Annotated in this window: 11 protein-coding genes; 6 read left to right on the forward strand and 5 right to left on the reverse strand. The window is 34.3% G+C overall.

Features of this window, described 5'->3' with window-relative positions; genetic code table 11:
- The first annotated feature begins 26 nt into the window (after positions 1-26).
- Together AC07XN_RS17740 and AC07XN_RS17745 are read left to right on the forward strand one after the other, a co-directional pair.
- The gene (locus tag AC07XN_RS17740; RefSeq protein WP_494744028.1) at positions 27-1,802 is read left to right on the forward strand and encodes a hypothetical protein; all 1,776 of its coding nucleotides are present in this window, start codon (positions 27-29) and stop codon (positions 1,800-1,802) included.
- Between the two features lie 19 nt (positions 1,803-1,821).
- On the forward strand, positions 1,822-3,498 hold the full coding sequence (locus AC07XN_RS17745) for a hypothetical protein (RefSeq protein ID WP_494744029.1): 1,677 nt from the start codon (positions 1,822-1,824) through the stop codon (positions 3,496-3,498).
- Between the two features lie 137 nt (positions 3,499-3,635).
- Here the strand turns inward: AC07XN_RS17745 and AC07XN_RS17750 are convergent, their stop codons facing one another.
- From AC07XN_RS17750 to AC07XN_RS17765, 4 genes are all read right to left on the reverse strand, one after another.
- Positions 3,636-5,057: a RagB/SusD family nutrient uptake outer membrane protein gene (locus tag AC07XN_RS17750; RefSeq protein ID WP_309913700.1), complete on the reverse strand. Its 1,422-nt coding sequence runs from the start codon at positions 5,055-5,057 to the stop codon at positions 3,636-3,638.
- A gap of 42 nt (positions 5,058-5,099) precedes the next feature.
- Positions 5,100-8,609, reverse strand: coding sequence for a TonB-dependent receptor (locus AC07XN_RS17755; protein WP_494744030.1), 3,510 nt, complete (start codon positions 8,607-8,609; stop codon positions 5,100-5,102).
- A gap of 182 nt (positions 8,610-8,791) precedes the next feature.
- Complete coding sequence (locus AC07XN_RS17760) at positions 8,792-9,892, reverse strand: FecR family protein (RefSeq protein ID WP_494744031.1); 1,101 nt, start codon at positions 9,890-9,892, stop codon at positions 8,792-8,794.
- Positions 9,893-10,023: 131 nt separating this feature from the next.
- Positions 10,024-10,632 (reverse strand): RNA polymerase sigma factor, encoded by a 609-nt coding sequence (locus tag AC07XN_RS17765; protein WP_309913692.1) that lies wholly within the window; start codon positions 10,630-10,632, stop codon positions 10,024-10,026.
- A 307-nt stretch (positions 10,633-10,939) separates the two neighbouring features.
- On the opposite strand from AC07XN_RS17765, the gene AC07XN_RS17770 reads away from it, so the two are divergent.
- The 3 genes from AC07XN_RS17770 (at position 10,940) to AC07XN_RS17780 (ending at position 13,462) form a co-directional block, all read left to right on the forward strand.
- Positions 10,940-11,461 (forward strand): hypothetical protein, encoded by a 522-nt coding sequence (locus AC07XN_RS17770; RefSeq protein ID WP_494744032.1) that lies wholly within the window; start codon positions 10,940-10,942, stop codon positions 11,459-11,461.
- Between the two features lie 218 nt (positions 11,462-11,679).
- A complete protein-coding gene (locus AC07XN_RS17775) occupies positions 11,680-12,732 on the forward strand; it encodes an arginyl-tRNA--protein arginylyltransferase (protein WP_494744033.1) in 1,053 nt (350 codons plus the stop codon).
- Between the two features lie 61 nt (positions 12,733-12,793).
- Positions 12,794-13,462 carry a Rossmann-fold NAD(P)-binding domain-containing protein gene (locus AC07XN_RS17780; protein WP_494744034.1) on the forward strand — a complete coding sequence of 223 codons (669 nt, stop codon included), beginning with the start codon at positions 12,794-12,796 and terminating at the stop codon, positions 13,460-13,462.
- Here the strand turns inward: AC07XN_RS17780 and AC07XN_RS17785 are convergent.
- Positions 13,459-14,583 (reverse strand): adenylate/guanylate cyclase domain-containing protein, encoded by a 1,125-nt coding sequence (locus tag AC07XN_RS17785; protein WP_494744035.1) that lies wholly within the window; start codon positions 14,581-14,583, stop codon positions 13,459-13,461. The genes AC07XN_RS17780 and AC07XN_RS17785 overlap by 4 nt on opposite strands.
- Positions 14,584-14,850: 267 nt before the next feature.
- Between AC07XN_RS17785 and AC07XN_RS17790 the strand changes: the two genes are divergently transcribed.
- A complete protein-coding gene (locus tag AC07XN_RS17790) occupies positions 14,851-15,597 on the forward strand; it encodes an acyl-CoA desaturase (RefSeq protein ID WP_309913678.1) in 747 nt (248 codons plus the stop codon).
- Positions 15,598-15,654 lie beyond the last annotated feature (57 nt).

Genomic DNA, 15,654 nt, shown 5'->3' on the forward strand with positions numbered 1-15,654 from the left:
GTTCTGTAGAGGAGATTACTTCAAAAATGGGAGATATTTTTCCAATTAATGAAGAATTACTTCTTCAGAATTCAATATCTGATGAAAAACCAAAGCTTGATTTTGTAGAAGAGCTTATTGATAATACAAATACTTTCCATATTGGTGCATTGCTGAAAAGAATTTGGTCTGGCTTAGATATACCTTTTCAGAATGTTTTACCTAGTCAACAACCCATTGGAGGATTCTCTGATTTAACCAATAAAGGAAGTTTTGACAGGTTATTAATTTCTGAATTTGCTCATGATGACATTGTTTTTCTAAGCCGTATTGCTAATAATCAAGCACTTTATATCAACCGAGAAATTCCACCTCAATCTGAAGAGTTAGAAAGAATAATTCTGATTGATGTCTCAATTAAAAACTGGGGAACACCCAAAACACTTGCTCATGCATTATTATTAGCCATCGCAAAGCATCCGAAGTCAAAGATAAATTGCACAGCTTATGCCTTAGGTGATACCTATCAGCCTTTATATTTTGAGCATATTGATGAAATTATTAAAGGTACTCAACTATTAGCTGGTTGTTTAGACGCAAGTCAAGGGTTAGCATCTTTTTTTAAGATGAATCCTCCTAATAAGACTCATGAAATATTTTTTATTAGTACTAACGATGCCATCAAATCGGCATCTATTCAAAAAGTACTGAGTGATAATCATGCAGCAATTAATTATTGGATGTACACAGATTCTGAAGGGAAAATAGATGTTTTCAAAAAACAGTACAATAGTAGAAAACATACACAAACACTTAAATTACCTTTGGATGAGTTATGGGCTAAAAAGCCTAAAAAAGAAGTAGTATTGCCCACTGAACAAAACACTTCCAATATCGAGAACTTATCTTTTAACATTTTATTTCCAAAACAAGAAAAAGGAGAATCTACTCTTTGTACAAGTGACGGACAAATTTATCACATTGTTGGAAAGTATTTATTTTGTGAAGTAGGTCCAGAAAAAGGTTGGAGAGTAGTATATGATAATATACCTAGGTCACATGCTTATGAAATTGGTCTGATGTCTGATGGCAAAATCATTTTCTTGTATTATGATTTCCATAAGAAAGAATTAACCATTACTAATCTTACTACTAAATTTAAAGCTTCCATTATATTTGATTGGAGAGGAACTCGCAAAAAATTTATCTTTAAGGATAATGCATTTTATTTATTAATGTCTCAAGATGCTTGGGAAATTACGCTAACGGATAAGGTAACTATGTTAAAAGTGGAGTTGCATCCACTTCTTGATGACTTTAGGAATCGTGAAGTGGTACTTCAAAATTTAAAAAAGGAACCATATTTTTCAGCTAATTTCCTTAAAAATATTAAAAAAATATATATAAACTGTGATGGTAATTTAAGTATCAATTCTCATGAGTATATTCTTAATTACAAAACCATACAACTAAAGCAAATTTATAAAGTTCCGACTGTGGCACGCGTTGAAACTACTTCTCAAGGGAAAGGGGTATTCATCTTTCCAAATGGACATTCTATAACAGTTAATCGCTTAGGGATTATTACATTGTCTAGTACTACAGTAACGGCGAAAAGAAAACATATTTATATTCCTACGATAATAAATGAATCTTTGGGTGTAGGTACAGATTTTTATAATGCTGGCAATTTATTTTATAGCCCAACGAATGAAACTGAAAAACATATTGATACTGAACATTTTTGGATACACTATTTACAGCTTTTTATTAAAGAAATTTTAGACTATGAATCTACGCATAGAACCATATCATCAAAATAATCATCCATTAGGAGGTGTTTTGATACAAGGGAATAATCCTACAAAATGGCTTTCTGAGATTCAGGCGATGAATTTGAGTTTAGAAAACGTCGTTGCATATCCAATTCCAGATACTACTCCTAATAGTACTTGGGGATGTCTGCTTTTAGTCAATTTAGAAAATCATACAATTGACATTCGACTTAATACTTATGTTCAAGCAGTTAATCCATTTGTTTATATACCTGAAAAAACAATTCTTTACCCGATTTTATCTAAAAATGATATAGATAAATTGTTCTTGCAGAAACTAGTTATCCTTCATCCACATTTTGGTCTAGTGGAACTATCAGAATCTATTAATTGGCTAGATATGATTTTGGTTTCTCCACAAACAAAAACGAATATTCGTCGACCCGATGATTCAGTTTTTATTCCAAAAAAGGTAAAAAGTTTTCAAGTAGTATCAGTTTCTGTCGAGGATACACTTGAAAAATTGGAAGAAACAATCTTTCCCAAACAGCAAACATTTGATGATAAACCACTTAATTCATTTGAAAAAGCTAAGCTATTTGTTTATGATAAGCTTTTCACTAAGAATCCAAATGTAGATGATACAATAGGTGATAAGTACCTAGAAAAGCCTTTATTTACAAGATTCAAATGGTTGACGAGTCTTTTTTCAAAAAAGCAAGATGCAATTGCTGAAGAAATGAAACTGGATTTGGAAGATTTAGAAAAGAGAAACGAAGAATATCTTGATAAACTTTTAGAAATGCTCAAGAATAATCCAGAAGAGGCATTGAAATATGCTATTCCCCTTGATGATGGTACATCTAGAGGTGATGACGCAATTTCAGCAGCTAATTTTTCAAAACAATGGAGCAGTTTGTTATTAAATGGTAATCAAGAGAGCAATATTAAAGGCGGTGGTGTTTTATTCAACAACGATCATTATGAAAAGCTGCAAAGAGAATATTTTGAAACAGCACAAAGGTTAATTGCTAAAAAAGAGTATCATAAAGCAGCCTTTATATTTATTAAGTTGCTGAAAAATAATTATCAAGCTGCTAAAACCTTAGAAGACGGAGGTCTTTACCAAGAAGCTGCTGCCATTTATTTAAAATATGTAAAAAACAAAAATCAAGCAGCTATATGTTATGAGAAAGGAAACATGATACATGAAGCAATAGCTCTTTATAAAGAATTGAACTTAAATGAAAAGGCAGGAGATTTGTACATCAGCATCAATCGACAAAAAGAAGCTTTTATGCTTTATCAAAAAGTAGTTGATGAGTATTCTAATAACTATCAATATATCAAGGCATCACTGATTTATAAAAATAAAATGTTTGATGTAGAGTCAAGTCAAGCGTTATTATTCAGAGGTTGGATAAATAATAGAGACGCTTTTAACTGCTTAAATAATTACCTTAACAATCTCGAGAATGACACTAAACGTTGGCAAGCCTTAGTGAAAGTATATAAGGAAACAGTTTCCACGCACAACGAAGAAAGTTTTCTAAATATATTGAAATATGAGTTTGAGCGTGAAAATGAATTCAATGAAAGTATCAGGGATATTGCATACGAAGTAATTACCAATAGGCTCCAAACAGATCCGAGTATTGTTTCTGAATTAAAAACTTTCAATCAGCAAGACAAACAATTAGTAAAAGATACCATACGCTATAAGTTAAATGTCTCTAAGAAATAGTAGTATACATTTATTAGGGTACTTCTATGAACTCATTCTTTCTTATACTATCCATCTAAATGCTCAGCTATATTCTTAAAAAAAGCTGTTTGTATCACTACAAACAGCTTCAAACAGTCCTATATCAATAAACTATTTTAATTATACCCATTATTCTGCGTAATACCAGCATTCTGCGAACGAACAATCTGTGGAATTGGTAGCAATAATTTATCGTTAGTAATGGCTTTTCCCTTGGCTGTCAATAAGGACACGGCTCTGCCACTACGTTTTAAATCAAACCAACGATGAAATTCTAGGGCTAACTCTACTCTGCGTTCGTGTTCTACTGCCAGACTTATCGTCGAATAAGCGGCTGGATAATTAGTTTCGCCAAATTTTGGTAACCCAGCTCTAGCTCTTACTAAATTCAAGTAGCTTGCTTCGCCTGTGGCCTCGGCTAACATCAATAAAACATCTGCATAACGCAAAACCATAAAATTGTTATTGGCTAATGGATTCCCTCCTCCTAATACTGCGTTGGTATGCGTCCATTTAATAGGATATTTCTGGGCAATAAATGTGTTTCCATTATTATATCCCAAGGCTATTGATAAGTCACGACGAGGGTCACCGCTTTCATATTCGTTGTATAAATCATCTGTTACTTGGTTCATGCCTGCTCCGTAAAATCCTAAGAAATTATTATTTGGATAAAACGTTTGGTAATATCTGCTATAAGGTGCCGATACTGAACCTCCTAAGTATTGAATCTCGAAAATTGATTCTTTCGTATTTTTTACGTTTGGTCCCCAAAGACTTGCATAACTTGGCAACAGCGCATATTCATTACTATTATAAACTTCTTTCAAAACTGTTGCAGCCGATGTTTTATCGCCCAATGTTAAATATACCTTTCCTAATAACGTTTGGGCGGCTCCTTTTGAAGCACGACCAACCTTTGTACTTGGTATGGCTGAGGCCAAAGGCAATTTATCAATGGCAAAAAGTAAATCTTTTTTAATTTGCTCGTATACTGCTGCTTGGGGTGAACGTAGGATAGCATACGCTTCATCACCTGTTAATGGGGTTGTTACAATAGGCAAATCTCCCCAAGTTTGAACCATATTAAAATAATATAAGGCTCTGAGAAACTGCATTTGAGCTTTCACTTCATTTTTATAAGCTGCACTCAAATTAGCTCCTTCAATTTTATTCAAGACAATATTGGTACTAAAAATCGATTTGTAGTAGTCTTGCCAAAATTGGTAAACCATCGTATTGGTGGTCATTAATGAGTAATCTTTAAATTGCCATTTATCGGCTTGAATACCCGAAATATTGAACATAATGGCATTGTCGCTCATTTGTTCATTACAGTATGATACTGGCCCTTCAGGATGATATATCGTATAAAGAGAAGCATAGGCTGAATTGACAGCCAATTCAAAATCATCGGTTGTTTTGAAATTATCCGCAGTAGCATTTGAAATAGGGGCTAATTCCAAGAATGAATCCTTACAACTTGTTGCCATCAAACAGATGGCTAACAGGACGTATAATTGTTTAATTTTTTTCATTGTCTTATCTGTTTTGAGGTTCCTTGAAACCAAAATATCTTCTTAAAAATCGAATTTAGCACCAATCGTAATTACTCTTGGAATTGGATACGACCCATAGTCAACCCCTACAAAAGCACCATTTGGAGCATTTCCTGAGGCATTTAACCCGGTTGAAGTATTACCGTTGGCTTCTCCTGAGAAACTCGAAGCATTATAGGTAGTATTTTCAGGGTCATAATTGGTGTAATGACTCCACAAGTAAACGTTCTCAGCATTCATGTAAATACGAGCGGTTTTAACTGGTAATTTTTTTAGGATACTAGCAGGTAAGCTATAAGAAATACGGATATTTTTTAACCTTACGAATGACGCATCTTCAACCCATAGGCTGGTAAATTGGTCTTGCAAGCCCGTTAAACCCAATGTTGCTCTGAAGTGCTGTCCGTCGCCTGGGTCAGCCTCTGAACGCCAGCGATTAGCTACGCCCGAATACATATTACGCCCGTTATTCCAGAAACCTGAGTAACGGAAGTTTTGATTAACAATTTCGCCTCCGAAGGTTCCTTGAAACATAAATGAAAAGTCGAAGCCTTTGTATGAAAAAGTGTTGTTCAATCCCGCCATAAAATCAGGCTGATAATTTCCTAAGGTCGTACGGTCGTCTACCGTAATTTTTCCATCGCCGTTTACATCTCTGATGATTGGGTCACCTGGGTGTGTCGTTGAATAATGCGGATAAGCATCTACTGCGGCTTGATTTTTGAAAACGCCATCTACTACATATCCATAAAAATTAGAAATAGGTTGTCCAACTTCCGTTTTTACTGCTACCACAAAGTCCGTATACGTAATAGGTGCATTGCTTTGACCTAATTGCAATACTTTGTTACGGTTCAAACTGAAATTAAAATCAGTCGACCAACTGAATTTTCCTTTTACGTTTTGTGTATTCAGGTTTAACTCAATCCCCTTATTCTCCATTTTACCAATATTGGTCAATTGGGTTGCAAAACCTGTAATATCGGGTACGGGAACATTCAATAACATATCGTTGGTGGTAGAATTATAATATTCTGCTGATAAACCGATACGATTATTCAATGCTTTCAAATCAAAACCAATGTTAAATTGAGTGGTACGCTCCCACTTTAAATCTGTATTAGCAATGTTAGCAATGGTCAAACCCGGTGCTAATGTTGTGCCTGATACATAGTTAGATGAATTCAACAAACTTTTTGAACCATAATTTGGAATTTGGTTGTTTCCCGCCATACCATAGCTCACTCTTAGTTTAAGGCTACTTATTGCATTGACATCTTGTAAGAAGCTCTCGTCTGATATCATCCATGCGCCAGATACAGAAGGGAAATAACCCCAACGAGTATTTGAGCCAAAGCGAGAACTACCATCACGACGAATAGCGGCTGTCAGGAAATATTTATTTTGAAAATTATATTGTGCTCTCGCTAAATATGAAAGCATAGACCATTCAGAGGCATTGGTAAAACCGCTTGATACAACCCCTGCATTAAGGGTTTCAACCAAATCATTAGGGAAACTTCCAGAGGTAAGCGATGCAAATTCATTGCGTTGTTTCTGAGCTGAATACCCTAACAATACGTTGACATTATGATCACCATACGACTTTTCATAGCTCAACGTATTCTCACTTAGCCAGTTAAACGTATATCCACTTGTTGAATATCCTTCGGCTGCTAACACTCCCGAATATCCGTAACCTTGTTTGTTTATCCGATAAGAATTATAACGAGTATTATACAAATTGGCATTAATACTGGTTCTGAATTTCAATCCATCTATTATCTTATATTCTAAAAACCCTGTCGCTAAGGTATTAAAGGTTTTATTTTCTTTATGGATATAACGTGTCAGAGAGTATGGATGCCATAAATTCAAATCGTTATAAGCTACATATTTGTTCCAAACTGAATTAGGGTCACGGTAACCAATGTTGCCATTTTCGTTGTAAACAGGAAATATAGGGTCGCTTTGTAAGGCTAAACTCACGACATCACTTTTACCTTGCGTTCCATCAGTACGGTCGAAAATACTGGTTACGCCCAAATTCAACCCAATTGTAAATTGTTCACTAAGTTGATGTTTGATATTAGAACGGATAGAAAGGCGTTTGTAATAATTTTCGTCCAACACTGCTTGCTGATTAAGGTAGGCCGCAGAAAACATAAATTGCGTTTTCTCTGTACCACCCGATGCAGATAATTGTGCATTTTGTGATGGAGCTACTCTGAACATTACATCTTGCCAATCAGTACCTTTCCCAAACTGTTGTGGATTAGTTAAAAACTCGTCAGGTATTTTATAAGTTGAAGTACGAACACTGTTCGGGTCTGAAGCCTTATTTTTGGCTGGATTCAAATCTACCCACGCATTATTATGAGCATCAATATAATAATCAATCCATTGCTGAGCATCCATCATCGATACTCTTCTTTGTACACTTTGTACGCCAGATTCATAGCCTACGCTAAAGGTAGTTTTTCCTGCTTTTCCCAATTTTGTAGTTACTAAAATAACGCCATTTGCTCCGCGAGAACCATAAATTGCAGCAGACGAAGCATCCTTCAATACCTCCACAGATTCAATATCTTGTGGGTTAATCATATTCAAGTTAAAGTTTTCTAAAGGCACACCATCTACAACAAACAATGGGTTTGTCCCTGCTGTAATTGAACTAACACCACGAATACGAATAATAGGCGAAACTCCAGGTGCACCTTGCCCCTGCGAAATGTTTACCCCAGCAATCTGACCCGCCAAAGCTTGCGTAACGTTACTAAAAGAACGGTCTTGAAATTGTTTGAAGTTAACAGATGATACAGCTCCTGAAACCGCTCTTTTGCTTTGTGTTCCATAGCCCACTACCACAACTTCATCTAAAGACTTTTGGTCAACAATCATCGAAATATTGAAAACTGTTTTGTTGCCTATTGTTACTTCCTGTTTTCCATAACCTACATAACTAAATACCAAGACGGTATTTTCGTTGGCAACGTCTATTTTGAACTGTCCGTTCGCATCTGAATTTGTGCCTTTGGTCGTTCCTTTTATGGTAATATTTACGCCTGCCAAGGGATTGCCTTTTTCGTCTTTTACCGTTCCAGAAACACTTTGCTCTACGGCAAATTCTTCCTTGCTTTCCTCCACAATATTCAAGGATTGTGAAAAATTTTCCAGTTTTCTTAACACAATCTGTTTGTTTACCACCACATAGGTTACGGCTAACGGCTTGAGTAAACGTTCAAGTACTTCTGCCAGTTTTTCATTCTTGGCTGATAAAAAGACAAGTCGCTCTAATGGCACGACTTGCGAGTTATAAGAAATGCGTATTTGAGCAGTTTTTTCGATTTTTTGCAAAGCTGACTTTAGCGCAATGCCATCAATCGATACACTGATTTTTCTATTGAGTTCTTCTTGGGCTGAACTTTTAGCCCAAGAAAAACTCGTGAGAGATAAAATCATGAAAAACTGTAGTCCAGTTATTTTCATAATAGTAAGCCATAAGGCATTTGATTGTCGATTTTTTTTCATATAATTGTTCGTTTTTGAATTACAAAAGCACAAAAAATCCCCTTCCCCTCGCTAAAGGGTTTATGTTCATCAGGCATCAAGGGGATATAATATTAAGGTGTTAGCAGTGGTGGTACATTGCTAATACCTTTTTTTGTGTCTATGGAGGTAATGTTAAAGGAAAAAGCATAACATGTCTTATTTTATTGGTTACAACCTCGTGATTGAATAATAATCTTTTCGTTTACTACTTCAAAACGAGAATTTGGCCCTATTGCTTCACAAATCAATTTTAGTTTTTCAAATAAAGGCTCGTCGGCTAGGCTTGTCGTTAACGAGCAATCTGCCAGTAGTTTTTGGTCAAAATAGATAGCAATACCATAAGCTTTTTCGAGTGTTTGAAAGATTTCACTAATGGGCGTGTCATTAAATTCCAGCGTCGGCGTACTACTAGAAGTAATCGCTAAAATTTGCTCAGGTTTAACATTCGACTGGTTAGCACTATGGTTTTCATTATTCACAATTACCTGCTGATTGGGTAATAATGTGATAATATTGGCGGTATTATCAACATTGGAATCTTCTTTCGGAAAAACCATTACTTTACCTGTTTTCACTACCACTTTTACGTTCGTAGATTTCAAAAAAGCTTGTACTGTAAAGCTTGTTCCCAATACCTTTACTACAACGTCTTTGGCATGCACTAAAAAGGGATGATTAGCATTTTTAACTACTTCAAAAAAAGCCTGTCCTTTTAAATAAACTTCTCTATTGCTAGCTTGCTCAAAAGTTTCAGGAAAACTTATTGTGCTGTTCGGTTGCAAAAGTACGGTACTGCCATCTGGCAATTCCACTGGCATTTTTTGAGCTGTAAAATTTTCTTTCTCAATCAGTTTCTGATTGGTTTTATTGACAAAAAGTTCTTGTGAAATATTTTTCTGCCATAGATAAGCCACTAACCCAATGGTAAGAAATATCGCTACCGACGCAACCAATTTTAAAAGTGATTCCCTACTTTGGAAAATTCTTACTGGAAAAGATGTGCTATTATTTGCTGTATTAATGATACTCAGGGTTTTATTGACTAATAATTCTACTTGAAAATCACTCACCGACTCTTCTTTTAAGGCAGTAGCAAGGATAAAGTCAGTAGCTTGTTGTACAATAGCATATTGTTGAGGATTTTCATTAACCCACATAGTCCAAAAGTCGTCAGGATTTTTATAGCCTGCATTCTTTACCCATTGAACAAATGTTGGTTCAAGGACAAAATCATCTATCGTATAATCATTATATTTTTTCATAAAATAATAATATGCTTTCTATATACAGTAGAAAGTTTGTAACAGGTTGATACTGCTTTTTAAATAAAAAAAATAAAAATATTTACAATCAACTGAGATTCAGCTCATTCAAAAGCCTCTGGCAGGAATATTTAATTAATATAAACCATCAGTAGGCTTAACCATACAGCATCATTTGGAAATACTGTTCGTAAAAAAGTAAGGGCTTCGTGAATTAAATTGCCAACGGTTTGATACTTAACACCCATAATATCAGCTATTTCCTGATTAGTGAGTTCTTTGAAGTATTTTAAATAAATGGCTTCTTTTTGGCGTTTTGGAAGGCTATTAAGATGTTGATTAATGATTTTTACACGATGTAGTTCGGTTTCATTTTGGATAATTTTTTCTTCGATAGAAAAACCAATATCAAAATATCCATCAGAGGCTGAATTGTCGTATTGAGTAGTAGCAAAAGTGTTTTTCTTGACTTCTGTAATAATTCTCCGTCTTACCGAAGCAAAAATATAGGCCTTTACAGAGCCAACATCTTCTTTGAGTGAGCATCTGTATTGCCAAAGCTGTATAAATACTTCTTGGATACAGTCTTCAATGACAGCGTCGTCACTAATCATTTTTCGTCCATAACTTATCAGAGGCTTCGCATAAAGCCTTAAAAGAGTAGCCAAGGCTTCTTCGTCCCCATTACGCAAATCGTACCAAAGGGCTAATTCATCATATCGTGAAGACGAATATAACATAAGTTATGGGTTGAGTTAAACAATTATGAAACACAAACAAACTGTTTACACAGAATATCAATAAATAAAAAAGAAAAAATACTAAAATTCTACTCAAAAAACAACCTCCTTTTATTAATTATTTTTTTCGAATACTTTCGTTTTTATTAAAATACAAATAATCATATTAATATCTGGGCTAGTTTTTTATCTTTGTTAAGTAGCATATTTGGGCTAGGAAGTCGAATTTTAGCATCTCATTTTTTATTTCCCAATACTAAAATACACTAACAATATATATTCATAACAGCCTTATTAATAACGAAACATGACTAAACTCCAACAACTCCACGAACACATCTATTCTTTTTTAATGAATCATCCTGATTTTGTTTTTAAACCAAGAGTAAATTCAGGAGAAAAAATGAACAATCGATTATGGCTTAATGGTAATGACACCTATATTTCGATAGGTGTGTATAATTCGAAAGGTTGGGATAGAAGGATTAATATAGAAATTAGTTTAAGAGACGATCTCCCTAGAAGAACTCACCTTGTAGTTAACTTTAAAAATGAAGAACGTCAAAATTATTCTTCTTTCTATAAGTTATTAGTGAGTAAACTATCAAATGTAATTAAATGTGATAGTATATCTAAAGAGGGTAATTTATATTTTATTTTAGAAGAACATAGTAATTGGGAGAAAGGCATTGAGTGTTTTTATAGTAAAGTGAAACCCATTATTAATCAGTTAATTATTGATGAGGGATTGGAGGATATTTTTTTTATTTCCCCAGAGGATTTTCATAAATACACTGCTAAAATAAATACCCTCAGAAATAATCTATAATTATATTTTTGCATATTAATTGGTCAAATAGATAAGTAACTAAGGCTATAAATATTAATATATGTTATTCTGAAATAAGGCTTATGATTCTAATGAGTAATTGATTTATAAAAGGGAGTAGGCTGACTATACCAGTCTATTACCCTTCCAACTTTTATCAAACAAACATTTTCCTTATATTTATAGTTAGTTTTATATTAAAATCTTACTATTTCTAGATGTTTGCTAAATTAATCTTTCCTGATTCTATACACCCCGACGACCTAGATAGTTACCTTTATGATGGATGGTTCAGAATGGGTCAAACTATTTTTACTACTAATTTTCTAAAATTCTCAGGTACTATTTATAGTGCTATCTGGCTAAGAATTAACTTACTAACTTTTGAAAAATCAAAAACGCAACAAAAACTCTATAAACTGAATGCTGATTTTAGGGTCGAGGTTCAACCTATTCACCTCACTAGCGCTCATGAAGACCTTTTTCAAAAATATAGAAGCCATATTGCTTTTGATGCTTCGCCAAATCTTGAAAACCTCCTCTTCAACAATGGTGTGAATGATATTTATAATACCTACGAAGTGAATGTGTATGACCACCATACATTAATTGCTACAGGTTTTTTCGATTTAGGTAGTACTTCCTCTGCTGGCATTACTTGTTTTTATGACCCTGACTATCGAAAACACAGTTTGGGTAAATTTCTGATGTATCAGAAAATGGAGTTCTGCAAAAAACTCGGACATACTTATTTTTACCCTGGTTATTTTGCACCCGGCTATCGCTTGTTTGACTATAAATTAGATTTAGCTAAAACAAGCCTCGAATATCTTGATGTTTGTACTGATACTTGGCTTCCGTTTAGTCAGTATGACCCTAACATCAATCCATTAGTGATAATGACGGATAAGCTTAATCAGCTATCAGTATACTTAAAAGAAATAGGGTTTGAACATACCTTCTTTCAATATGAGTATTTTGATGCAGACTTAATGACGAGCTTGAATGCTTTGAACTTATTCGATTTCCCTGTCTTTATTTATTGTTTTGAAGTAGATGACACCAATACTAGTCCAATGATTGTATATGATGTGCGAGATAATCAGTTTCATTTGATGCTGTGTTCTAGTGTTTTCAGAACCCACAGCGATTATAATATTGATGATCACTATTCTACTAATCTGTTAAAAACCGTTAAGCACTTATACTCAACAGAATCCATAAGAATGATGGCAGATGTTATTTCTATGTCTTTAATTAAAACAGTATAGCCATTTATAGCAATACTTCAAGTTTTTATATGTAATTTAAAAGATATATTAATCTGAAATTATGAAGAAAAAAATAAAAGCAATCATTACAGGCACAACAGGGATGGTTGGTGAAGGTGTTTTACACGAATGCTTATTGCATCCACAAGTTGAAACAGTTTTGGTTGTAAACAGAAAACCTTGTGGTATCAATCATCCCAAATTGATTGAAATCATCCATCAGGATTTCTACGATTTTTCTTCTATCAAAGATGACCTATCTGATTATAATGCTTGTTATTTCTGTTTAGGGGTTACTTCTTTAGGGAAAAAAGAACCTGAATACACCAAGCTAACCTATACACTTACGCTCTATTTTGCTGGAATTCTTAGTGAATTAAACCCCGATATGACTTTCTGTTATGTTTCTGGGGCGGGCACAGATAGTACCGGAAAAGGGAGAAGTATGTGGGCAAGGGTAAAAGGCAAGACTGAGAACGATTTGATGAAACTGCCTTTCAAAAATGTTTTTGCTTTCAGACCGGGCTATATTCATCCAACTGATGGTTTAAAAAATACTCAACGCTACTATTCTTATCTCAGCTGGTTATTCCCAATCTTTCAAACCTTGTTTCACAACTATGTTTGTACACTCACACAAGTTGGCTTAGCCATGATTAATGCTACGTTGGATGGATATAAAAAAAAGGTATTGGAAGTAAAAGATATCCACGAACTAGCAGGCATCTAACATTGCTCGATACTCATAATCTCAACAAGATTCCGCTTTCCTTTTAACAAAACTTCACCCATTGACTGTACAACATACTGTTCAGTTACTTTTGCACAGTCAATCATTTCTTTAGAGGCCAATAAATATTTGCCGTGGTCGTTACAAACACTTTGAATCCTAGCGGTGGTATTTAATGTATCGCCATGATAGGCAATGTCTCTTTTTATATCTCCAATTTCTACAGCCGTTACTTTACCTAAATGAAGTCCTGCTTTAAACTTTGGCACAAAACCATATTCATTTTTATAGGCTTCAGCTCTTTTGTTGAATTGGGCTTCGCAGGCAAAATAAAAAGCGATGCATGATAAATCCCTTAGTCCTTCAGATTTTGCCCATGAAATCACAATCTCGTCACCTACATATTGATAAATTTCAGCACGAAACTCAGGTACTACATAATTAATATCCATAAAGCTCTGTTGAATAAAAGCACTGTATTTAATATGTCCTAAGGTTTCGGCAATACTGGTTGACGACTGCAAATCCATAAACATAAATACTCTTTCTTCTTCTTTCGGCGAGCGATACCTTCCGAGCAAAAGAGGTAATAAGACCCCTGGTCCAAATTTTTTATTCATCTGGTTAATAAAACTGATGAAAAGATTCATGAAAAAAGTGTAAATAAAGAACAACCAAAAGATATACTTCCATGACTGGTCATTGAGCTCTATATGATTTGCATTAAACATCGGGGCAATCATGCGTTCAAATAGCACAAACCTGATGATAGAGAAAAGTATTAGAAAAACAATAAAAGAAAGTATCCCCTTTAGGATGAAGACTCTGCCGAGAGATTTGCTTCTGAAAAAACTATTTTCTAAATAATATTCTATCATTCCAAAAAATGTACCGTACAAAACACCAAGGATGAGTGCCAGAATAAAATTAGAAAATATAGAATTTTGCACCACAAGTACGAACTCAGAAGAAAGCGAACGGACAAGTAAATAATTGATGGCTCCAAAGAATAGATGTGCTATAATCCAAAAATTTATTTGGATAGATAAATGGGTGAATAAGGGATATTTAAAAGTTATTCTCCTTGCACGACTTGTATAATCTAATTTTTCTGTTGACATATCAAATGTTATCAAAAAGTAACCCGGTTCTGAGGCTCAAACCAACTACAACAAATAAAGCTATTAAGTTCTAAAGCACATAAGGCTTGGTCAATTAATATTCAAATATTTTCCGAGTACCCAATATTAAAGCTTCGAACATCAATGAAATAATTAAAGATGGTGGGTGATCAAAATCATGCTATTGTTAATCATCCTCAGTATCTCCACTGATTTTTATCATATTTTAAGCCTAGCGCTTGCCATAATTTTGTAAAAAAAACTTATATGGCAATTTTAATTTTCTTTGTAGCACACTGGTACTTATCATTATTCTCACAAACATTCTTTTTACATCGCTATGCAGCACATCAGATGTTCACGATGTCTAAGGGTTGGGAGAAATTCTTTTACTGGTTTACTTTTATTACTCAAGGCTCTTCATTTTTAAGTCCAAAAGCTTATGGTATTATGCACCGTTTGCATCATGCTTATGCCGATACAGAAAAAGATCCTCACTCACCAAGTTATTCAGACAATCTTTTCCACATGATGTGGAAAACGAAGGATTATTACAATGCCGTATTGAACGACCGTGCTGGAATTGAGCCTAAATTCTTGAAGGGTGTTCCCTATTATGCCTTGGTTGAAAAACTAGGAGATAAATGGTTTGTAAGAATTGCTTGGGGTGTTTTGTACACTTTGTTTTATATGAAATTTGCTACACATGCTTGGGAATATGCCTTATTACCCATCCACTATTTGATGGGGCCTGTTCATGGGGTAATCATCAACTGGTTTGCTCATAAATATGGTTATGTCAATTTCAAAGTAAATGACACTGCTAAAAACTTATTACCTTTTGATTTCTTGATGATGGGAGAATCGTACCACAACAATCACCATAAATTAGGTGGTAGAGCCAATTTTGGTATCAAATGGCATGAATTCGACCCTACTTATCCAGTTATCTTAGTACTGAATTTATTACACATCATCAAACTAAAACGCAATAACGACTTGAATTATATGTAAAATCAGTTGTGAGTTAGTGAATTGTGAGTTAGTGATTTTAGTTAAAGTCTCTAACTC

It is taken from the genome of Arcicella sp. GW458-12-2-14-TSB2, from assembly GCF_059423785.1.

Coding starts and splice junctions, on each gene's coding strand:
- AC07XN_RS17740 (WP_494744028.1), top strand. CDS start 27: ATGGGAGATATTTTTCCAATTAATGAAGAATTACTTCTTCAGAATTCA.
- AC07XN_RS17750 (WP_309913700.1), bottom strand. CDS start 5,057: ATGAAAAAAATTAAACAATTATACGTCCTGTTAGCCATCTGTTTGATG.
- AC07XN_RS17755 (WP_494744030.1), bottom strand. CDS start 8,609: ATGAAAAAAAATCGACAATCAAATGCCTTATGGCTTACTATTATGAAA.
- AC07XN_RS17760 (WP_494744031.1), bottom strand. CDS start 9,892: ATGAAAAAATATAATGATTATACGATAGATGATTTTGTCCTTGAACCA.
- AC07XN_RS17765 (WP_309913692.1), bottom strand. CDS start 10,632: ATGTTATATTCGTCTTCACGATATGATGAATTAGCCCTTTGGTACGAT.
- AC07XN_RS17770 (WP_494744032.1), top strand. CDS start 10,940: ATGACTAAACTCCAACAACTCCACGAACACATCTATTCTTTTTTAATG.
- AC07XN_RS17775 (WP_494744033.1), top strand. CDS start 11,680: ATGTTTGCTAAATTAATCTTTCCTGATTCTATACACCCCGACGACCTA.
- AC07XN_RS17780 (WP_494744034.1), top strand. CDS start 12,794: ATGAAGAAAAAAATAAAAGCAATCATTACAGGCACAACAGGGATGGTT.
- AC07XN_RS17785 (WP_494744035.1), bottom strand. CDS start 14,583: ATGTCAACAGAAAAATTAGATTATACAAGTCGTGCAAGGAGAATAACT.
- AC07XN_RS17790 (WP_309913678.1), top strand. CDS start 14,851: ATGGCAATTTTAATTTTCTTTGTAGCACACTGGTACTTATCATTATTC.